The 19,250-nt window shown below is 48.2% G+C and carries 20 protein-coding genes; 9 read left to right on the plus strand and 11 right to left on the minus strand.

The annotated features are described in order from the left end of the window. Nucleotides 1–159: 159 nt before the first annotated feature. Nucleotides 160–2,076 carry a ribosomal protection-like ABC-F family protein gene (gene abc-f / locus WG89_RS08915; protein WP_342669255.1) on the plus strand — a complete coding sequence of 639 codons (1,917 nt, stop codon included), beginning with the start codon at nucleotides 160–162 and terminating at the stop codon, nucleotides 2,074–2,076. 205 nt (nucleotides 2,077–2,281) lie between these two features. On the opposite strand, the gene WG89_RS08920 is transcribed toward abc-f, so the two are convergent. Next, entirely contained in the window at nucleotides 2,282–2,515 is a 234-nt protein-coding gene (locus WG89_RS08920; RefSeq protein ID WP_062264499.1) for a cell division protein ZapB, read from the minus strand. Nucleotides 2,516–3,075: 560 nt separating this feature from the next. Here WG89_RS08920 and WG89_RS08925 point away from each other — a divergent pair. From WG89_RS08925 to WG89_RS08960, 7 genes are all read left to right on the plus strand, one after another. Next, nucleotides 3,076–3,303 (plus strand): hypothetical protein, encoded by a 228-nt coding sequence (locus WG89_RS08925; RefSeq protein WP_153301495.1) that lies wholly within the window; start codon nucleotides 3,076–3,078, stop codon nucleotides 3,301–3,303. Nucleotides 3,304–3,804: 501 nt separating this feature from the next. Further along, nucleotides 3,805–4,962 carry a homoserine O-succinyltransferase MetX gene (gene metX, locus WG89_RS08935; protein ID WP_062264446.1) on the plus strand — a complete coding sequence of 386 codons (1,158 nt, stop codon included), beginning with the start codon at nucleotides 3,805–3,807 and terminating at the stop codon, nucleotides 4,960–4,962. Then, nucleotides 4,959–5,561 carry a methionine biosynthesis protein MetW gene (metW, locus tag WG89_RS08940; protein ID WP_062264448.1) on the plus strand — a complete coding sequence of 201 codons (603 nt, stop codon included), beginning with the start codon at nucleotides 4,959–4,961 and terminating at the stop codon, nucleotides 5,559–5,561. Before metX ends, metW begins: the two co-directional genes overlap by 4 nt. A 4-nt stretch (nucleotides 5,562–5,565) precedes the next feature. Next, on the plus strand, nucleotides 5,566–6,063 hold the full coding sequence (locus WG89_RS08945) for a DUF4426 domain-containing protein (protein ID WP_079253739.1): 498 nt from the start codon (nucleotides 5,566–5,568) through the stop codon (nucleotides 6,061–6,063). A gap of 70 nt (nucleotides 6,064–6,133) precedes the next feature. Beyond that, a complete protein-coding gene (locus WG89_RS08950) occupies nucleotides 6,134–6,733 on the plus strand; it encodes an XTP/dITP diphosphatase (protein ID WP_062264502.1) in 600 nt (199 codons plus the stop codon). Nucleotides 6,734–6,797: 64 nt separating this feature from the next. Next, on the plus strand, nucleotides 6,798–7,931 hold the full coding sequence (gene hemW, locus WG89_RS08955) for a radical SAM family heme chaperone HemW (protein WP_062264452.1): 1,134 nt from the start codon (nucleotides 6,798–6,800) through the stop codon (nucleotides 7,929–7,931). 43 nt (nucleotides 7,932–7,974) lie between these two features. Further along, complete coding sequence (locus tag WG89_RS08960; RefSeq protein ID WP_062264455.1) at nucleotides 7,975–8,304, plus strand: DUF3392 family protein; 330 nt, start codon at nucleotides 7,975–7,977, stop codon at nucleotides 8,302–8,304. A gap of 55 nt (nucleotides 8,305–8,359) precedes the next feature. Here the strand turns inward: WG89_RS08960 and trmB are convergent, their stop codons facing one another. From trmB to WG89_RS09000, 8 genes are all read right to left on the minus strand, one after another. Continuing rightward, on the minus strand, nucleotides 8,360–9,067 hold the full coding sequence (gene trmB / locus WG89_RS08965; protein ID WP_062264458.1) for a tRNA (guanosine(46)-N7)-methyltransferase TrmB: 708 nt from the start codon (nucleotides 9,065–9,067) through the stop codon (nucleotides 8,360–8,362). A 164-nt stretch (nucleotides 9,068–9,231) separates the two neighbouring features. Next, nucleotides 9,232–9,612: a DUF423 domain-containing protein gene (locus tag WG89_RS08970; RefSeq protein WP_062264461.1), complete on the minus strand. Its 381-nt coding sequence runs from the start codon at nucleotides 9,610–9,612 to the stop codon at nucleotides 9,232–9,234. A 213-nt stretch (nucleotides 9,613–9,825) separates the two neighbouring features. Continuing rightward, nucleotides 9,826–11,073 (minus strand): heme biosynthesis HemY N-terminal domain-containing protein, encoded by a 1,248-nt coding sequence (locus WG89_RS08975; RefSeq protein WP_062264464.1) that lies wholly within the window; start codon nucleotides 11,071–11,073, stop codon nucleotides 9,826–9,828. Then, nucleotides 11,070–12,476 (minus strand): uroporphyrinogen-III C-methyltransferase, encoded by a 1,407-nt coding sequence (locus WG89_RS08980; protein ID WP_062264467.1) that lies wholly within the window; start codon nucleotides 12,474–12,476, stop codon nucleotides 11,070–11,072. Before WG89_RS08980 ends, WG89_RS08975 begins: the two co-directional genes overlap by 4 nt. Beyond that, entirely contained in the window at nucleotides 12,473–13,294 is an 822-nt protein-coding gene (locus WG89_RS08985) for a uroporphyrinogen-III synthase (protein ID WP_153301496.1), read from the minus strand. Before WG89_RS08985 ends, WG89_RS08980 begins: the two co-directional genes overlap by 4 nt. Before the next feature lie 13 nt (nucleotides 13,295–13,307). Beyond that, nucleotides 13,308–14,228 (minus strand): hydroxymethylbilane synthase, encoded by a 921-nt coding sequence (hemC, locus tag WG89_RS08990; RefSeq protein ID WP_062264474.1) that lies wholly within the window; start codon nucleotides 14,226–14,228, stop codon nucleotides 13,308–13,310. A gap of 270 nt (nucleotides 14,229–14,498) precedes the next feature. Continuing rightward, on the minus strand, nucleotides 14,499–15,233 hold the full coding sequence (locus WG89_RS08995) for a LytR/AlgR family response regulator transcription factor (RefSeq protein WP_062264478.1): 735 nt from the start codon (nucleotides 15,231–15,233) through the stop codon (nucleotides 14,499–14,501). Further along, entirely contained in the window at nucleotides 15,211–16,311 is a 1,101-nt protein-coding gene (locus WG89_RS09000) for a sensor histidine kinase (protein ID WP_062264482.1), read from the minus strand. The genes WG89_RS08995 and WG89_RS09000 overlap by 23 nt, the downstream gene beginning before the upstream one ends. A gap of 219 nt (nucleotides 16,312–16,530) precedes the next feature. Here WG89_RS09000 and argH point away from each other — a divergent pair, with 219 nt between their 5' ends. Then, nucleotides 16,531–17,907 carry an argininosuccinate lyase gene (gene argH / locus WG89_RS09005; protein WP_062264486.1) on the plus strand — a complete coding sequence of 459 codons (1,377 nt, stop codon included), beginning with the start codon at nucleotides 16,531–16,533 and terminating at the stop codon, nucleotides 17,905–17,907. A gap of 577 nt (nucleotides 17,908–18,484) precedes the next feature. Here the strand turns inward: argH and WG89_RS09010 are convergent. Both WG89_RS09010 and WG89_RS09015 read right to left on the minus strand, forming a co-directional pair. Next, on the minus strand, nucleotides 18,485–18,838 hold the full coding sequence (locus WG89_RS09010) for a glycosyltransferase family 32 protein (RefSeq protein WP_062264489.1): 354 nt from the start codon (nucleotides 18,836–18,838) through the stop codon (nucleotides 18,485–18,487). A 175-nt stretch (nucleotides 18,839–19,013) separates the two neighbouring features. Further along, the coding region (locus tag WG89_RS09015) for a transposase (protein WP_153301497.1) at nucleotides 19,014–19,250 on the minus strand (237 nt) is incomplete at its 5' end.

The following is a 19,250-nucleotide window of genomic DNA, read 5'->3' on the forward strand; positions in this document are numbered from 1 at the left end:
TCCTGCAAAATCCCTGATACCTGTCTCCCTCTCGCCAGCTTTATGCGAGTACTTCCTTGTGGCAATTTCAGTTGCCACTTTTTACATCTGATCCTTCTATGCGCAGAATCCCAAAGTGGCTGATATTCCCATAGGAATGCCGCTGGAACAGTGTTTATAATGCGCGCCATGATTAATTTGAATTCAGTCAGTTTGTTGCGCTCTGGCAAAGTTTTGCTGGAAGAAACCAGCGCAATGATTCATCACGGCCAGCATGTTGGACTGGTAGGTGCCAATGGGTGTGGCAAGTCAAGCTTGCTTGCTCTGATCATGGGGCATTTTCAGCCGGACAAGGGTAATGTCAGCATTGATTCCGGCCGTGGTATTGCTCATATGGCCCAGGAGGTTCTGGCACTTGATCAGAAAGCAGTTGATTATGTACTGGACGGTGACGAAACACTTCGATCCATAGAACAAGCGATCGAGAATGCCGAACGTAATGAAGAGCATGGCAAGCTTGCAGAGCTGCATGAAAAATTGTTGCAGGCCGACGGCTATACGGCTCGTTCCCGGGCAGAACAATTGCTCCATGGTCTTGGTTTTTCTCACGAGCAAATTGAGCGCAGCGTAAAAGATTTTTCCGGTGGGTGGAGAATGAGACTGAATTTGGCGCGCACGCTGATGTGTCCGTCGGATTTATTGTTTCTTGATGAACCCACCAACCACCTGGATCTCGACGCCATTGTCTGGCTGGAAAGTTTTCTCAAGCGTTATCAGGGTACCCTGATCATTATTTCCCATGACCGGGATTTTCTGGATGCCGTGATCGATGTCACCATTCATATTGAGCATCAAAAGCTGAATACCTACCGCGGAAATTATTCTGCGTTTGAACGCATGCGTTCAGAGCGTCTTCAACAACAGCAGGCGGCTTTCGAGAAACAGCAAAAACAACGTGCTCACATGGAGAAGTTTGTTGAGCGTTTTCGTGCCAAGGCTACCAAAGCCAAACAGGCTCAGAGTCGGTTGAAAGCGTTGTCCCGACTGGAAGAAATAGCCCCTGCTCATGTGGATTCCCCTTTCAGTTTCAGTTTTCCTGAACCGGAGAAAATGTCTTCACCGCTTCTGACTCTGGACAAGGCTGAGTTGGGATACGATAGCAAGGCAATGATCAAGCTAAAGCTGAACATCCTGCCAGGTAGTCGTATAGGCTTGCTGGGCGCTAATGGTGCCGGTAAATCAACATTGATCCGAACGCTGGCAGGAGAGCTTCCTCTGGTGTCTGGTGAGCGGCATGATGGTGAGCACCTCAAAGTCGGGTATTTTGCTCAGCATCAGCTGGAAAAGCTGGATCCAGAAGCCAGTCCTACCCTTCATCTGCAACGACTGTCGCCTGAAGCGAGAGAGCAGGAGCTGAGAAACTTTCTGGGTGGTTTTGGTTTTCATGGAGACAAGGCCCTGGAAAAAATTGAAGGATTCTCCGGTGGTGAACAGGCCAGGCTGGCTCTGGCGATTGTAGCCTGGCAGAAACCTAATCTGTTGTTGCTCGATGAGCCTACTAACCACTTGGATCTTGAGATGCGTCATGCTCTGACAATGGCGCTACAGATGTTCGAAGGTGCCATGATTCTGGTGTCCCATGATCGAAACCTGTTGCGCAGTACGACAGATGATCTCTTTTTGGTTCATGATGGCCGAATGGATGCTTTCGAAGGTGATCTGGATGACTACAGTGTCTGGCTCACACAACAGCGTCAGGAGGAGAAGTCAGCATTTGCTTCTGATGAAGCCTCAGCGCCATCCATTCATTCGGCTCAGGCACGCAAAGAGCAAAAACGTCTGGATGCAGAGCGCAGAAAGCTGCTTAGACCGATGAAGAAAAAGGTTGATGCTCTGGAGCAGAAACTGGAAAAGCAGCAAACCTTGCTGGCTGATGTAGAAACTGAATTGGGTGATCCAGGACTCTATGAAAGCTCTGCAAAAGATCGACTGAAGTCGTTGCTGGACCAGCAGACTCAGTACAAAAAAGCGATAGCAGAAATTGAAGAAGAGTGGATGGAAGCGCTGGAAGCTCTGGAAGAAATGGAAAGTGAGTAAAGAATCATAATAAAGCAAGCTTTGCTCGTTATGAAATGCAACCGCCTGATAGTCGCAGGCGGTATATTCCGGGAATGGTTTAGCCCAACTGGCTGAGCACTGTTCTCAAGTGCTTGCAGTTTTTCCTATAACTTCATGGCCTGGCGCGATGAAGGAAATGGGATTCATTCCCGGAAGCTGTTGTCATATATCCAATAAATGACAATTAAGCCTGCTCGTAAGCGACTTCTTCTGCCTCGTCGGACACGCTGTCCAACTTACCCAGCAAAGCACCTACCCGGTCACCCCAGGAGCTCAGCTCCTGCTTGAGATGAGAGTTTTCATCTTCCAGACGAGTATTTGAAGAACGCAGTTCCTCGAGCTCCATGCGGGTCAGCTCAAGTTTGTCGATAAGATTCTGAAGTTTTGTTTCCAGTTGACCTAAGGATTCAATGGACATAACTGTTACTTTTTCACCAGGAAATAGTTCGGACGAAATCAGCCGGTCTGAAAAACTGACGGCTGCCAACCATGTCTTCAGATAAGTACTCCGAAATCATTAGTCTGGCAAGCTACAGTGTAGTTTCAGAGTGACTTTTACACTGGCTCTACGATAGCACATAGTTCAGGCTAAGTTCAGATAAGTTACGTATATGCAGGCTATACTTGCGAAGTAATTACAATTGAGTGTGGGTGTTAAGCGAATTTTTCCGGGTTGATTCTGGTCAGTGCAAATAGCTTTCCGGGATTATTGATAAAAGCGACCATAAACGTGTATTGATGATGCTTTTTTGTATCACTCAAGCACTCGTGAGAGAAAAATATTTTGCTTCTTTCAACTCATGTTAAATGATCAGGCAAGATATTTTTTACGATAGAAAGTGATACAGCTTTAACAGGCTGCTAACACTGGTAACGAGATTCTGTTGTACAGCGAGCAGAAGTCTTGATGCCTTTCAGAATTGCACAGGACACATGATTTACCTGTGTGATGAGGTGAAATGCCTCAAGGAGTTTTGCATGAGCGAAACGACAATACCCTGCGCAACGATTGTCTCCATTCTCAATGCCGAGGATGAGGCCATGAGGGCTTTTTATATCTCTTTAACCTGTAATCAGAGTGTCGACGAATACATTCACGATCAACATCTTTACTTTTCATCTCGTCAGGTTGAGGGAGTATTTCTGAGTCATTTGCTGGCTTTGACGGAACTGGCTCTGGATCGTTGTTTTCTTCGAACCCGGTGAGCACACCGGACAAAAAACTTTGAGTCAGGTTTGCTGGTCGATGACTCTTTTCATTCTGATATTTTTCATCATGCCCATATTGGGAAAATATTTTCATCCAATGGATGATTTCTATGCGGATTAAATCAGCCTTGAGCGGAAGAAAAAGTGTTCAAGGTATACTGAGTCTGACGGATAAGCGGTCAGAGCAGGCTGATCTCTGAGTTGCATACTGACAACAAACAGCCAAGTCGATACACTTCCCAGTTCCGAATGTGAATGCAGATCGGGCTTCCAGACTGATTGCGATCAGTTTGTTGATGAGGGGCTGGGCCATTCTCAGGAAACTGTCACAGATGAACACTTCTAACATTGTGACAGAGTTAAACTACTCTCAAAGTTTCCTGATGATCCTGCATGCCAATGGGTTATTCCGTGGAAATTGCCATGAGCACAAAAATAATTTTTCACCCCTGACAAGGTGAAAAGTGTTTCACGGTAACAAGTGATAGATAAGTAACTATGCCGGAAGATATTCCCGCTGACTCGGTAGGTTTGGTTGAGCCGCAAACCATCCATTTTGATCAGCCGCTGCAGTTAAGCTGTGGTCAGATATTGAATGAATATGACCTGGTTATTGAAACCTATGGTGAACTGAATGCCCAGATGAGTAATGGCATTTTGATTTGCCATGCGCTCAGTGGCCACCATCATGCAGCAGGCTATCACTCCATGGAAGACCGAAAGCCGGGTTGGTGGGACAACTTTATTGGCCCGGGCAAGCCTCTGGATACCGATCAATTCTTTATTGTCAGCCTGAATAATCTGGGTGGCTGTCATGGCAGCACCGGACCTACCAGCATTAATCCGGAGACTGGTAAGTGCTATGGCTCTGACTTTCCCATGGTAACGGTAGAAGACTGGGTTGAGAGTCAGGCCAGACTGGCAGACCATCTGGGCATCAAACAGTGGGCAGCTGTTGTGGGAGGTAGTCTGGGAGGCATGCAGACACTTTACTGGTCCATGGCTCACCCTGAAAGGCTCAGGCATGCTGTTGTTATTGCCTCTGCATCAAAACTGTCTGCCCAGAATATTGCATTCAATGAAGTGGCGCGTCAGGCCATTCGCTCTGACGAAAACTTTCGTGACGGGCAGTATCTCGAACAGGGCACTTTGCCCAAGAGTGGTCTGGGTCTGGCCAGAATGGTGGGGCATATCACTTACCTTTCTGACGATGCCATGGGGCAGAAGTTTGGCCGCGAACTCAAGAACGAAGAATTCAGTTTTGATTACGGCGTTCAATTTCAAATAGAAAGTTATCTCCGTTATCAGGCTGAAAACTTTTCAGGTAATTTTGATGCCAACACCTACCTGCTGATGACCCGGGCGCTGGATTATTTTGATCCGGCAAGAAAATTTAATGACGACCTTTCCGAAGCGCTGTCTTCAGCCAGTGCAAACTTTTTACTGGTCTCTTTTACCACTGACTGGCGTTTTTCTCCTGAACGTTCTCGAGAAATTGTGGATGCCCTGCTGGAGGCCGGAAAACAGGTCTCCTATCTGGAAGTGGATGCCCCCCAGGGTCACGATGCCTTTTTGATGAATATTCCCCGGTATGTGAATGCGGTCGCAGGTTATATGAAGCGAATTGCAGCTGAATGCAAGGAGGCGTCTGCATGAGTAAACGTGTTGATTTCGCCATCATCAGTGACTGGATTGATCAGGGCAGTCATATTCTGGATCTGGCCTGTGGCGATGGCACTTTGTTGTCGAACCTGCAGAAAGAGAAGCAGGTCAGAGGTTATGGGCTGGATATCAATCCCCAGAACATCCAGAACTGCATTGAGAGAGGGGTGAATGTTCTTGAACAGAACATAGACCAGGGGCTTGGAAATTTTGGTGACCAGAGTTTTGATACGGTGATCATGACCCAGGCTTTGCAAGCGCTGCAATATCCCCACCTGGCCCTGGATGAAATGTTGAGAGTAGGGCGGGAGTGTATTGTGACATTCCCTAACTTTGGCCATTGGCGCTGCCGCTGGCATCTGGCGACAAAAGGTCGGATGCCTGTTTCCAAGTTTATGCCCTACACCTGGTACGATACGCCTAATATACATTTCTGTACGTTCAAGGATTTTGAAGATCTTTGTCGTCAGAAAAAGTTGAAAATCATTAATCGCATGGTGACAGATGGTTTAAATCGGGGAGGCTGGAGAACACATCTGCTGCCCAACCTGATGGGAGAAGTTGCTATTTATCACCTGACTCGAGGGGAGTGAGAAAATGATCAAAATGCACAGAATGTTTGGTTTGCTCCTGGGGGCTTGTTTTTCGCTATGGACATCTATGGTTTCTGTAGCCAATGCGGCTCCCATTCCTGAAGCGAAAGTGATGAATGACAAGCCGGTTCGTTTTGGTGACTATGAGGTGTCTTACAGCGCTTTCCCCAGCACGTTTATTCAGCCGGATATTGCCAAGACCTATAACTTGGAACGTGGACCAAAAAATGGTCTGGTCAATATTGCTGTTCGAAACGTCAAGAATAGTGAAGAAGGCAAGGCTGTGAAAGTCACCTTTGATGGCAAGGCGGTAAACCTTCTGGGACAGCAGTCTGCCCTGAAGTTCAAGGAAATCAAGGAAGGCGATGCCATTTATTATCTGGCCGGATTCCGTTTCAGTCATCAAGAACTGCTAAAATTCAGCGTCAAGGTACAACCTGAAGGTTCAACTCAGAGTCATACCCTTCAGTTCAGCCAGACATTCTACGAGGATGGCAAGTGAGTTCGTCTGTAAAAACTGCCTTGAGCAACAGAAACAACCTTCCATTGTCTGTATTGATGGGAGTTTTTTCATGAAACAAAAAGTCGTATTGGCCAGTGGTAATCAGGGCAAGCTGAGAGAGTTGCAACAGATGCTCTCCGGCCTTGATTTTGAAGTGCTGCCACAAAGTGAGTTCAACGTTGATTCGGTTGAAGAAACGGGACTGACTTTTGTTGAGAACGCCCTGATCAAAGCCAGGCATGCGGCAGAGACTTCCGGGCTTGCTGCCATTGCGGATGATTCCGGTATTGAAGTGGATGCACTGAATGGCCAGCCTGGGATTTACTCAGCACGTTTTGCCGGTAAGGACGCTACCGATCAGGAAAACAACCAGAAGCTGCTGAAGAGGCTGGAAGGGCTCCCCAGAGAGCAGAGAACGGCACGATTCCACAGTGTTCTGGTTTTTATGCGTCATGCGGAAGATCCAACGCCCCTGATCTGTCATGGCAGCTGGGAAGGTTATATTCTGGAGACTCCGGCGGGTGAACAGGGTTTTGGTTATGATCCCCTGTTTTTTGTCCCGGATCAGAACTGCGCTGCAGCCGAACTGAGTCGAGAACAAAAGAATCGTGTGAGCCATAGAGCAAAGGCTATGGCACAGCTTCTGGAACAGCTGAAACAACGCTCCTGAAGCAATCCAAACATACAGCCAGAGCAGCCTCTGGCTGTTTTAATTACTTATCCTGAACGTTTATATGCTCCCACTCCCGCCATTGAGTCTTTATGTGCACATTCCCTGGTGCGTTAAAAAGTGTCCTTACTGTGATTTCAACTCCCATGCACTCAGTGGTGGTATTCCCGAAGAAGCCTATGTTGATGCCCTCCTGGAGGACTTTGACAGTGAAGTGAATACTGTTCAGGGCAGAGAGCTTCATACCATTTTCTTTGGCGGCGGTACTCCCAGCTTGATGTCTGCTAAAGGGTTTGACCGTTTTCTCAGTGAGCTGCAAAAAAGAATTCGCTTTTCCTCTGATATTGAAATCACCATGGAAGCGAACCCCGGCACCTATGAACATGACCGCTTCAGGGATTATCGCAAAGCGGGTATTAACCGGTTGTCGTTAGGGGTGCAGAGTTTTCAGGATGAAAAACTCAAGGCTCTTGGCCGTATTCACAACTCTGAAGAAGCTTTCAAGGCGATTGAGTCTTTGAGAGGAATGGGCTTTGACAACTTCAACATTGACCTGATGCATGGATTGCCGGGTCAGAGTATTCAGGATGGCCTTTCAGATTTGAAGAAAGCCATCGCATTGCAGCCTACCCACATTTCCTGGTATCAGCTGACCATTGAGCCCAATACGGTGTTCTATTCAAAAACACCTATCCTGCCAGAGGACGATACGCTCTGGTCGATTCAGGAAGAAGGCTGGGACCTACTGGAAGCGGGAGGCTTCAAACAGTATGAAATATCTGCCTACAGCAGCCCAGGCAAGCAGGCAAAACACAATCTGAACTATTGGAAGTTTGGTGACTATATCGGTATCGGAGCCGGTGCCCACGGCAAGATTACAGAAAGAGAAACAGGCAGGATTTATCGAAACTGGAAAACCCGCATGCCTTCTGACTATCTTTCCAATGACAAGCCTTATGAGGCGGGTAGCAGGGTACTGAGTGGGAATGATCTGCCGATTGAGTTTATGATGAATGTTTTACGCTTGAATGATGGCGTAGAGCGCTCTTTGTTTGCAGAAAGAACCGGAATGGCCATTTCTGATATTGAGTCTCAATGCAAAGAAGCTATCCAGAAAGGCTTGTTGGAACCGGATCGTTTGCAGCCAACGAAACAGGGGCGACTGTTCCTGAATAACTTGTTGGAGATTTTCTCCTGAACAGCCATTAGCGAGAGCGGGGCCTTCACGGTAAGGAGCACCTATGGAGTGGATTACAGACGGGATCATTTTTCTGTCAAAGCTGGCACGGGATCACCTGGATCTCATCGCTATGGCTTTAACAGCGGTGGCTGTTGTGTTTTCAGGGCGATTTGTTGCTTCCTGGAGCAGCAGCTGGCTCAACCGTCTTCATGCGGTGCTCAGAATTCCTGCAAGGGCTGTGGTGAATCTGGCTGTGTTTGGCGCTGTTTTTTACTTTGTTCCCCACTGGCTGGGAAATCTGCTGGGGTATTTTAATAACTTTACCCTGGCACCGGTGTTACTGGTTATTGGACTGTGTGTGGGGATGCTGGCCGAAAAGTTGGGGCGTTGAACGAGCAAGGAAGTCTGTTGATCAGCCTTGCTCGTGTAAAGCTGGGGTAGAGGGCTTACTCAGTTCTTTCAAACAGTAAATCCCACACACCATGACCCAGTCTGTGACCACGTTTTTCAAATTTGGTCAGAGGTCTGAAATCCGGTCTTGGTGAGTACTGACCTTCACCTTCCTGATTCTTGAATCCCTCTGCTGCAGACATCACTTCCATCATCTGCTCTGCATAGTTTTCCCAGTCTGTAGCCAGGTGAATGACGCCACCCACTGCCAGCTTGGGTTTGATCGCTTCAATGAATTTGGGCTGAATCAGACGACGCTTGTGGTGACGCTTCTTATGCCAGGGGTCAGGAAAGTAAATCTGGACTCTGGACAAGCTGCCATCGGCAATACAGTCTCTGAGGACTTCAACCGCGTCATCGCAGTAAGTACGCAGGTTATTAATGCCAGCGATTTGGGCTTCATTCAGCAGGCTGCCAACACCCGGGCGGTGTACTTCAATACCGATAAAGTTTTTGTCGCTCTCGGCTTCAGCCATCGCTACAAGAGACAAGCCCATGCCGTAGCCAATTTCCAGAACAACAGGTGCTTCCCGGCCAAAGGCTTCGCTGATATTTAATGGGCCATCGTCTTTTTGCAGACCCCACTTTTCCCAGCACTCTTCCCAGCCACGACGCTGACCTGTGGTCATTCGACCTGCACGCAGGACAAAACTTTTGATTTCTCGACGATGTTCAACGGTGTCGTCGATAACAGAGTCACTCATGAAGGCATATCATCTGAATTGAAAAACGGGTCGTACGATACCGACTGACAGTGCATTTGAAAATAGCAATTCGTCGGTTTTACCTGGGAGTCTGACTGAGAATAGCCACGCTCTACTGAATTTTATGCTCAAGCACTATTCTCGGTCGGGCTACTGAGGGTATTTCAGTCTGAAAGTTCTGTTACGGCAAAGGTGGCCAGAAATAACCAGCCCAGCATCAAGGAAACTCCACCCAGAGGGGTTATGGCTCCCAGCCAGCCTACGCCGGTAATAGCCAGAACATAAAGACTGCCAGAGAAGAGAATGATCCCAGCCAGAAAGAGTCTGGCGCTCCATCTGAGCTTTTTAGAATCTTTAAACTGGATGGCCAGCACTGCCACCAGTACCAAAGCCAGGCTGTGATAGAACTGGTAATCGGTGGCTGTCGCCCAGACATCCATGTAGCGTTCAGAAAGTTGTGCCTTCAGAGCATGAGCACCAAAAGCCCCCAGGGCTACTGAAAGAAAGCCGCAAAGGGCGCCGGGCAAAAGATAAAATCGAGTCATAGTTTTTTATAACAAAGGTTTGCTGTTTACCTGTTTAGCCACAGCCCAGACTTTCATTTAGTGCAGCCAAGCATTAATGGTCATACATAGTCCGTTCATCCTGAGCTTGTCGAAGGATGCTGGTAATGCACTTCGACAGGCTCAGTGCGAACGGTATGGGATTTAGAACTTCGCTGCACTAGGCTATGTGCTTCTGGTCAATTATTTTTTGGTTTAACGTCGCGTATGACTGCCCGGAAGTGGGAGGTCGACAACGCTGCCGGCAGCCAGTCTTAAACCTTCCTGGAAAAACAGTGAACTGCCTTCGTGATCTTCCATATGAGCCAGTAGACGCCCGAGTTCGTTATACGTGTCGATTCGTTTGCTGAGTCTGAGACTGGCTTCAAAGTACTCTTTGGCTTTACCCCAAAGCTCGTTGCGTAAAGCAAGACGTCCCAGAGACAGTAGTAAGTCTGCGTCGTTAGGTCGCTCGTTGAGCATAGCCTCGGCAAAGTGCAATTGTTTGCTAAGGTCCTTACCTTTGATCTTGCCATACAACAGGATCAAGTCGCTGCTGTAATGCTTGTTTAAGTTGTCACGCAGCAAGGCTTCTGCTTTTTCCTCGGCCCCTAAATCCGTCAGGCATTTACCGTAACGATAAATCATGGCGGAGTGACGCTTCTGGTTAGACGACAGGCTGTTCCAGATTTGAGCAGCGGGTTTTATTTTCTGATCAAGCGATGTGAAGCTGCGGCCATTATTAAACGCCTGGTTAAATAAGGCTTCGAAACACTGAAGTTCAAGGTTTCGGTACTCTTCATCTGAAACCACTTTCTGCTTTTTCAGTTTGGGGAGCAAAGCGGCAAGTGACTGCCAGTCATGGAGACGACTGTAAGCTTGTTTCAGCATTTTCAGCACATAGGCATGCCTTGGAACCTGCTTGTGCAACTTGGTCAGTGTGGCCAGAGCCTGTTCAAGCTGGCCTGATGCCAGCTGGAGTTGAGCCTGGGTAATGCCTATAGCCAGTTCTGCTCCGGGTTCCTTGTGGTCTGCCCTGCGCAGGTATTCTGCTGAGGCATCAAGGTCGCCGTTTTCGTGAGCGGCTCTGGCAGCTGCAAGATAATTCAGCAGAGGTGAGTTGCCATAGTCGGCAGCCTGAGACAGAAGTCGTTCGGCTTTCTTCCAGTGTCCCTGGGTAAACTCGACAAACCCACGGGTAGTCATTTTCCGGGCCTGTCGTTCTTTGGCACTGGGGGTCAGAGGATAAATAAAGCCGGTGATCCCAAAAATCAGTTTAAGGATGATCCACACCAGCCAGACGGCGCCAATGGCAAGACCTATCAACAGGAACAGGCCCCATAAAGTGCTTTCAAAGGTAGCGGTTTTGTAGGCAATCAATACATAACCATCGTCGCTGACCATGGCGTTGGCCAGACCAAAGGTTATGCCCAGAATCACCAGAAAGAGAATAAAACTCTTCATGCCTGAGGCTCCTCTTCAGGGTTTCCTGCGGGAGCTGGCTGGCTTTGACCCTGAGGCTCAGATTGATTGTTCAATGGCTCAGGGCTGCTTTCCTGTTTCTCGGTGCTTTCATTATTTTTCTGTGGTTGTTTTGCTGACTGAGAGTTTTCCTCATTCTGCTGAGGCGCTTCTTCCTGAACAGTTTGAGAAGGTTCTACTATTGGCTGGACAGAAGCTTTCTCACTATCCAGTGCTTCTGTCAGCTGACGCGATTTCAGTAATTCCAGAGCCCGGCTGATATTGGTGGTGACGGGCTTAACGGTAATTTTTTCCAGGTCCTTCAGCTCTTCCAGCATGGCTGTGGCCTGTGGGCCGGACAGTGAGAAATACTGTTGAATCCAGTTTTCTGCCTGCTTCAGGCTGGTGTTATAGATAGCCTGATCTCTTGAAAGCACTGACAGTTTGACTTGCTCCAGCATCAGTTGCAGATTCTGACGAATCAGAATGTTCTCTTCAGGCGACAGCAAGGATGTAATGGACTGTTCACGATGAGGAGTAAAGCGGAAGAGGCCAACAAAGCTTTCCCAGGTGTTTTTCAGCATGGAAACCGCTATGGTTTTCCAGTTACTGTTGTCAGTTGTGACTGCTGGAGTTGATGAATCTCCACTTTGGACTTCACTGGTTTCCTGAATAGCTTCTCTTTCCATCAAAGGCAGCTGGTAAACCTGACGGGTAAGGGCTTCCAGTCTCAGATAAAGGCCTTCCTGGTCAAAGTCGGGCAGACTGTTGAGTGAAGCAATGTCTTCGGCCAGAGCTTCCCTGACAGGGAACAGGTTGTAGTTATCCAGTTCCAGCAACAGTTGGTCTGCACTTTTCAGCAAAGCCTTGGCGGCTTTTGTGTCAGACGTCATGAGCAGGCGTTGGTTTGCCAGTCTGAGCAGGTATTCCACTTCTGCCAGTTTCCAGCCTTCCTGAGTACTACCAGCTACTTCCTGAATCGTTTTTGACAGGCTGTCAGTCCGGTTAAGCAGGCGTTCGCTGCGACTCTCCTGCTCAGTGAGTCCGGATTTGATAGGAGTCAGTTCACGGTTAATTTCAGTCAGGCGGGCCTGCACTCGAGCAATCTGGGTTTGCTGTTGCTCTTGCCCTGTAATCAGGGCGGGTTGAGCTTGTTCCACAGGCAAGGCTCGCCAGCCGATGTATCCGCTCAGTACCAATGCTGCAAGGGCAATCAGCAGAGCGAGAAAAGAGAGGCTTTGACCTGACTTTGAGGCTGACTTGGGAGGCTGTTTGTTGGAGCGAGCGGAAGTCTTTTTAGAGTCCTCAGCTTTAGCGGGCTTCACTTTAGAGGACTCCAGCGACTTGGCTGGCTCTGATGATTCGGTTTGCTCGAGTTTCCTGGAGTTCTGGTCTTTCTTGCTCACGTTAACCCTTCGCTGTTGATCAGGTTCAGTACCGAAACCATGGCGTGATTATTGGCGCCCTGGGCGGTATAAACCCGTTTGAATGCTTGAGCCTCTGGCATTCTGGCAATTCTCTCGCTGGGGACGACCAGGTTGCACTGTTGTTTGAGTGCGGATGACAGGTCGCCTGCGGTATTGGCCAGAATCTCGCCACTGCTGGTCAGTATGACATTGATAGCGTGCTCTTTAATCAGTCTGTTCAGACAATTTTCTGGATAATCAGGCTTCTGACGTTCGTAGAGCTCAAGGCAGTCAACCTGGGCTCCCCGATCTCTGAGCGTGGTTTCGAGAAGCTCGCGACCTCCCTTGCCCTTCAGGATCAGAACCTTTTCTCCACTCAATTGCTGCAGGCTTTCCATTTGCAGCAGGGCTTCGCTGTCGCCTGGTTTCTCAGGGCAAACAGCGTTGATGTCATAGTCATTGAGCCATCGAAGCGTTTTTGACCCCACAGCATACCAGTCAATTTTCAAGGGCATCTGTGGCCAGTAATTCTCTATATGGTTCAGGCCCAGCTTGGCTGCATGCTGACTGATGACGATGACTTTACTGTATTGATCCAGCTGTAAGACCCGGTTTCTCAGCTCCTGGGTCTCTGGCAACGGCTGGATATGGATCATGGGCAGAGACCATGCACCTGCGCCCTGGCTTTGAATCAGGGCGACCAATGGATCTGCCAGATCCTTTGGTCGTGTAACCAGAACCCTCATACCACTTCCAGACAGTGCTCCAGTCCTGGAGTCTGGCCCAAGGTTGTTCAACGGGTTATGGCTATTAATCATGGCACGGCTCACATTAATGCAGCAACTCAGAAAGAATGCGGTCTGCTCCCTGTTCCAGTAGCGATTCCGCCAGCTGGACGCCTCCTTTCTCACCTTCTGAAGCAGGGCAGCGAACTTCAGCCGTTAACAGCAGCTTGCCGTCAGGCTGTCCAACCAGGCCTCTGATATAGAGCTGATCACCCTGAAGTTCTGAGTAGCAGCCAATAGGCACCTGACAGCCACCGTTCAATCGACGGTTCATGGCTCTTTCTGCCAGCACTCGTGTGGCTGTTTCTTCATGGTGCAGAGGAGCCAGAAGCTGCTTGATCTCTTCATCGTCTGAACGAATCTCTATGCCTACCGCTCCTTGGCCTGCTGCGGGCAGACTGAGTTCTGCAGGAAGTGTGCTCTGGATTCTTTCTTCCATACCCAGTCTGATCAGTCCAGCTGCAGCAAGGATGATGGCATCGTATTGCCCCTCATCAAGCTTGGCCAGGCGTGTATTAACATTCCCACGGAGAAACTCTATGTTGAGGTCTGGTCTTTTGGCCAATATCTGGCACTGACGACGCAGGCTGGAAGTGCCTACGGTAGCTCCCGCAGGGAGTTCGTCGAGCTGGGTATAGGTATTGGAAACGAAAGCATCCAGAGGGTTTTCACGAGGACAGATGGTGGCCAGCTCAAGCCCTTCTGGAAACTCCATGGGAACGTCCTTCATGGAGTGCACGGCAATGTCTGCCCTGTTCTCCAGCATGGCGGTCTCCAGCTCTTTGACAAACAGGCCCTTGCCACCAATTTTGGCCAGCGGAGCATCCAGAATCCGATCCCCTTTACTGGTCATTTTAACCAGCTCCACCTGGATACCCGGGTGGAAGTGTTCCAGACGCTCTTTAACATATTCAGCCTGCCAGAGGGCCAGGGCACTTTTTCTTGTAGCGATACGGACGGTTTTCATGGGTAGGCTTTCAATTGTAAACACGACAATATTTGCTGAATTGCGCTGCGAACCATGTGAAGGAATGTACTCCGAACTAAGACACGGCCGGAAACAGGTTCACTCATGGCTGGTAGATTCAGTGTTTGGGATAATACGATAGTCTGTAGGTGTGACCAACTTTTACTGCGAAAAAACGCTTTGATGGACAAAGGTACAGATTTGGTTCAGAAGGGTTTTGAAGAAGTGCTTTCCAGAGTTGGAATGAAAAGCACTTCTTGAGGGGTGCAATTAAAGCGATTGCATGAACTTCTTCATCAGAGGAACGTGTCTTCGGCTGACTGAAAGGGGCTCTTCAACACCACTGAGCTGAATAAAGTAATGGCCCTGCTCGTCGCGGGTCATTCTCTCAATGGCCTTTCTGGCCACCAGAGCATTCCGGTGGATTCTGACAAATCGGGAATTAAATTCTGACTCAAGGTCTTTCAGGGGGTCATCTATCAGAACTTCGCCGTTCTTGTGATAGACCGTGACGTACTTGCTGTCAGCCATGAAGTAGAAAATATCGTCCAGTGGGACCAGTTCAATGCCCTTGAGCGTTTTAGCGGCAATATGGCTGCGGGAATTATCGTCTAAATCGTCTCTGAGGCTGGCCAGCTGAAGTCGGTTGACTTTGGCTGCTCCGCTCAAAGCCTGTTGAAGGTCTTCGATTTTTACTGGCTTTAACAGGTATCCCACAGCCTGTACCTGAAATGCTTCAACAGCATGGGTGTCGTAAGCTGTGCAGAAAATGACAGCAGGTGGCCGCTCCAGTTTGCTGATATGAGCTGCGGCCTCAAGACCCCCCATGACTGGCATGCGGATATCCATAAGGACAATATCAGGCTGATACTTGCGGCACAGCTCCAGTGCCTCAATACCATTACCCGCGTCGTACTCCAGGGCCTGAAAACCCTCCAGTCGTCCCAGGAGATGGCGCAGGCGATCTCTTGCCAGCGGCTCATCATCGGTGATCAGTATGTTCATGGTTATCGCCACCGTAAGGATAAGTGATCAATGTTTCAAACTCTTGAGTATGTCCGCTCTCACCTTCAAACAGTTGCGCTTCGACACTGGCTTGGTTACCGAACAGCATGTGCAGCCTGGAGCGGATATTTTCCAGAGCCAACTGATTGCCCTGAGCACCCTTGGCAAAACTGGTGGGGGTGCTCTGAACCGGATTTCGGACTCTGATAATGATGTTATCGTTGCTCCTGCCAATATCTACACTCACGGTGCCACCTTTTTCTAATGGCTGGATGCCATGATAAACCGCATTTTCGACAATAGGCTGCAAAGTCAGGGGTGGAATGTGAACGTCTTCAGGTATCAGGCCAATATTCCACTGGGTTTGCAGACGGTCTCCCAGTCTGTGTTGTTCAATTCTCAGATAACGCTGACAGAGCTCGATTTCACGGCTCAGGGCAATGCTGTTGCCGTGATCCTGAAGGCTGGAGCGAAAAAGGTCTGATAAATCTTCCACTGCCTGTTCAGCCTTGTCCTGGTTAATGTGAATAAGGCTGGCAATAATATTCATGCTGTTAAACAGAAAGTGAGGACGTATACGGGCCTGAAGCGCTTCAAACCGGGCAGTATGACTGGCCTTTTGTTCTTTTTTTGCTTCTTGCTGCACGTAGAAGTAGCGAAGCAGCATAGCTGTAATAATCAGGGCCACAGTGACATGCCTCACGAGCTGCGACCAGTCCGGGAAGTTATTGATAAAAGCGTCACGCCACAGAAACCATTGAGCTGCCAGAGTGAAGATCAGGGTGATAGTTCCCACAACACCCAGACAACTGCAGATGATGACTGGCAGCTTCTTTTCCTTCAGGACTGGCCTGAGCCGACATAGAACCGCCCCTGACACCAGGGAAATCCACTGCACGAACATGGAAGTCATTGCCAAACGATTCCAGTCGAGGTCCCCTGGCCCTGGCAGGGCAAGAACCTGAATTAGTACAAATAATTCTGAAACCAGCACCAGCATAAAGACCGCGCCGGGTGAGCAGAGATCCGGCAGGAAAAAGTCATCTTCATCTTGAGTGTTGGTCACTTTAAAGGGCAAAAGGAGACGTCCTGTTTTTAGAGTTTGAATTGTTATAAAAATTCAGTTATTTTGCATAATTATTCTACGGGGTGAGTCTGCTATCTAAAACAACCCGGTTCCCCCTATAATGCCGTAGCCAGCTTCTGTCATCTACAGGTTGGCTAGAAAAATCAGAATAATGACGTCTGCAGACACTGGAAATCACTCTGCAGAACCCGACGAGATAAGAGGTAGAAAATGTCTGACAGTAGCAATCAGCAATGGGGTGGCCGGTTCAGTGAAGGAGTGGATGCATTTGTCGCTCGATTTACTGCCTCGATCGACTTCGATCGTCGTTTGTATCGTCATGATATTGAAGGTTCTATAGCTCACGCTCGTATGCTGGAGAAGTCAGGAATTCTGAGCAGTGAAGAGCTATCTGCTATCGTTGGCGGTCTTGAAGGCATACTGGAAGATATAGAAAACGACAAGATCGACTGGTCTGTGGAGCTTGAAGATATTCATATGAATATTGAAGCAAGACTGACTGACAGGATTGGCGATGCCGGTAAGAAGCTTCATACCGGACGTTCCAGAAATGATCAGGTAGCCACCGATATTCGTTTATGGCTCAGGGAAGAAATTGATCTGATTAATGACGAGCTGAAACGTCTGCAAACCGGGCTGGTGGATCTTGCAGAGCGCGAAGCTGACACCATTATGCCTGGCTTCACTCACTTGCAAACGGCACAGCCTGTTACGTTTGGTCATCACCTGATGGCATGGTATGAGATGCTGGTAAGAGACAGTGAGCGTATGGAGGATTGCCGGAAGCGGGTTAATGTATCTCCATTGGGAGCTGCGGCCCTGGCGGGAACAACCTATCCGATAGATCGCGAGTTTACTGCAAAAGCATTGGGTTTTGATCGCCCGACGAGAAACTCTCTGGATTCTGTCAGTGACAGGGATTTTGCTATTGAGTTTTGTTCTGCGGGTGCTCTGCTTATGACACACCTGTCGCGTATGTCGGAAGAGTTGGTGCTGTGGACTTCTGCTCAGTTCAACTTCATTGATCTGCCTGATCGCTTCTGCACAGGATCGTCCATCATGCCTCAGAAGAAAAATCCTGACGTACCAGAGCTGGTTAGAGGTAAAACCGGCAGAGTAAACGGTCACCTGATCAGTCTTCTGACATTGATGAAGTCACAACCGTTGGCCTACAACAAGGATAATCAGGAAGACAAAGAGCCACTGTTCGATACCGTTGACACTCTGAAAGATTGCCTGCGTGCGTTTGCTGATATGGTACCCCATATCGAGTCAAAGAAAGAGAAAATGGAAGAAGCCGCCCGTCGTGGATTCAGCACGGCTACTGATCTGGCTGATTACCTGGTAAGACAAGGTATGCCATTTAGAAATGCTCACGAAGTAGTGGGGAAAGCTGTGGCCTATGGAATAGAGCAGAACAAGGACTTGTCAGAAATGACTCTGGAAGAGCTGACGGTATTCTCTGACACCATCAAAGAAGATGTGTTTGAAGTGCTGACGTTGCAGGGTTCAGTGGCTGCCCGTAACCATATCGGTGGGACAGCTCCTGAGCAGGTTAGGTTGGCGGTGAAAGCAGCAAGGAAGTAGCCGATATGGAGTGATAGAGTAGGGACCTATTGCGCCAGAGAGAGCATTTGTGAGAATGCTTTGTAGTCCCTTTCGGATTTTTTTAGACGAGTGTTCAAAGCTGTCAATATTTAGTTTTTGTTGCTGAATGACAACACTATATATTGACAGCAACTTTACAGTTTTTGTAAAAAACTAGCTACTTTTTAGTTCATGGGGTAAAGAATGGCTTTTTCTTATTGGGGGGGGGGGAGATATATCAAGTGATTTAGTGTTTATAAGCAAAGAAGTTTTCAGTTAACTTTCTCTTTTTTTTATGTAACCTGTTAATTAATGAGGTCTTTTGGGTTGTCCTCCAATAACCATCCCAGTCGTGTATGGTATAGCAACTCTGAACCTCTTCTTCAGAAAGCTCTTTCCAAAATTCTTATATTACCCAATGTCTGGGTTGCAGATGAGCATAAACCTCGCTCCTCAAGGAGTGGGGCAAGAACTTTGGGGCCTGTAACTCTGTCGTCTCTAGCCATCATCTTTCCAAGCCGCGTGTTGTATCGACTAAGAAAGTCTTTTATCAGTCGTGAATTTTTTTGTGCAGCAATTACACGGTTCCTACGTAGTGTTCGTTAGACGATGCGCTGGATTCGAAGCCAAACAGGCAATCTACTTCGTTTGTTAGTTCATGCTCGAAATTTCTGACTACCCTGATGTCTGTGTCGAAATAAATACCTCCGAAGTTATACAAGGCGAAGAGTCGAACATGATCCGCTAAGAATGCCCATTTTTTAGCGGCGAGTACACGTTTTACATACTCATCTTGGGCTGGCAAGTTGCCTTCATGCCAATTCATAATTTGGTAGTCTGGAAATGCTGCTTTCCAGCTTTCAATATATTTTTTCTGGTGTTCAGGTAGGGGGCCGCCAAACCAGCAGTAATGAATGATTTTTGAATGCATTGTGAAACCCCTGAAATGACTAAAGTTGATTGTGAGACGGTTTTTAGGCTAGGGAACCTGCGAATAACCTCTAATTTACTTCCCTTCTTGAATCGAGTTCGAAGTAGGACTGAAATCAGAGGTCTCAACCCCTTATTTGTATGATATTTAGCCACTTTCGTGACTTCAGGGCGGACTAACCCTGTGCCCGGATCATTTGATCCAGTCGAACAATATTCGCCAGGGCAAATAAAGTAGACAGTTTATTGTCATTCTTCTTCAAACCTCGATACCTGGCTTTTATAAATCCAAATTGACACTTAATGATTCTGAAGGGGTGTTCGACTGCTGCTCTCAGACTGGCCTTGGTAAATTCCAGTTTGATGGGCACCTTATTTTTTCGGGGATGCTTCTTCAGCTCTTTCACGATGCT

This window comes from Endozoicomonas arenosclerae (assembly GCF_001562015.1).
GTDB classification, from domain to species: Bacteria; Pseudomonadota; Gammaproteobacteria; order Pseudomonadales; family Endozoicomonadaceae; genus Endozoicomonas_A; species Endozoicomonas_A arenosclerae.

Coding starts and splice junctions, on each gene's coding strand:
- WG89_RS08985 (WP_153301496.1), bottom strand. CDS start 13,294: ATGATTAATAGCCATAACCCGTTGAACAACCTTGGGCCAGACTCCAGG.
- trmB (WP_062264458.1), bottom strand. CDS start 9,067: ATGAGTGACTCTGTTATCGACGACACCGTTGAACATCGTCGAGAAATC.
- WG89_RS09010 (WP_062264489.1), bottom strand. CDS start 18,838: ATGCATTCAAAAATCATTCATTACTGCTGGTTTGGCGGCCCCCTACCT.
- WG89_RS08925 (WP_153301495.1), top strand. CDS start 3,076: ATGAGCGAAACGACAATACCCTGCGCAACGATTGTCTCCATTCTCAAT.
- hemC (WP_062264474.1), bottom strand. CDS start 14,228: ATGAAAACCGTCCGTATCGCTACAAGAAAAAGTGCCCTGGCCCTCTGG.
- metW (WP_062264448.1), top strand. CDS start 4,959: ATGAGTAAACGTGTTGATTTCGCCATCATCAGTGACTGGATTGATCAG.
- WG89_RS08975 (WP_062264464.1), bottom strand. CDS start 11,073: ATGAAGAGTTTTATTCTCTTTCTGGTGATTCTGGGCATAACCTTTGGT.
- abc-f (WP_342669255.1), top strand. CDS start 160: ATGCGCGCCATGATTAATTTGAATTCAGTCAGTTTGTTGCGCTCTGGC.
- WG89_RS08995 (WP_062264478.1), bottom strand. CDS start 15,233: ATGAACATACTGATCACCGATGATGAGCCGCTGGCAAGAGATCGCCTG.
- WG89_RS08945 (WP_079253739.1), top strand. CDS start 5,566: ATGATCAAAATGCACAGAATGTTTGGTTTGCTCCTGGGGGCTTGTTTT.
- WG89_RS08970 (WP_062264461.1), bottom strand. CDS start 9,612: ATGACTCGATTTTATCTTTTGCCCGGCGCCCTTTGCGGCTTTCTTTCA.
- WG89_RS08950 (WP_062264502.1), top strand. CDS start 6,134: ATGAAACAAAAAGTCGTATTGGCCAGTGGTAATCAGGGCAAGCTGAGA.
- WG89_RS08960 (WP_062264455.1), top strand. CDS start 7,975: ATGGAGTGGATTACAGACGGGATCATTTTTCTGTCAAAGCTGGCACGG.
- hemW (WP_062264452.1), top strand. CDS start 6,798: ATGCTCCCACTCCCGCCATTGAGTCTTTATGTGCACATTCCCTGGTGC.
- argH (WP_062264486.1), top strand. CDS start 16,531: ATGTCTGACAGTAGCAATCAGCAATGGGGTGGCCGGTTCAGTGAAGGA.
- metX (WP_062264446.1), top strand. CDS start 3,805: ATGCCGGAAGATATTCCCGCTGACTCGGTAGGTTTGGTTGAGCCGCAA.
- WG89_RS08920 (WP_062264499.1), bottom strand. CDS start 2,515: ATGTCCATTGAATCCTTAGGTCAACTGGAAACAAAACTTCAGAATCTT.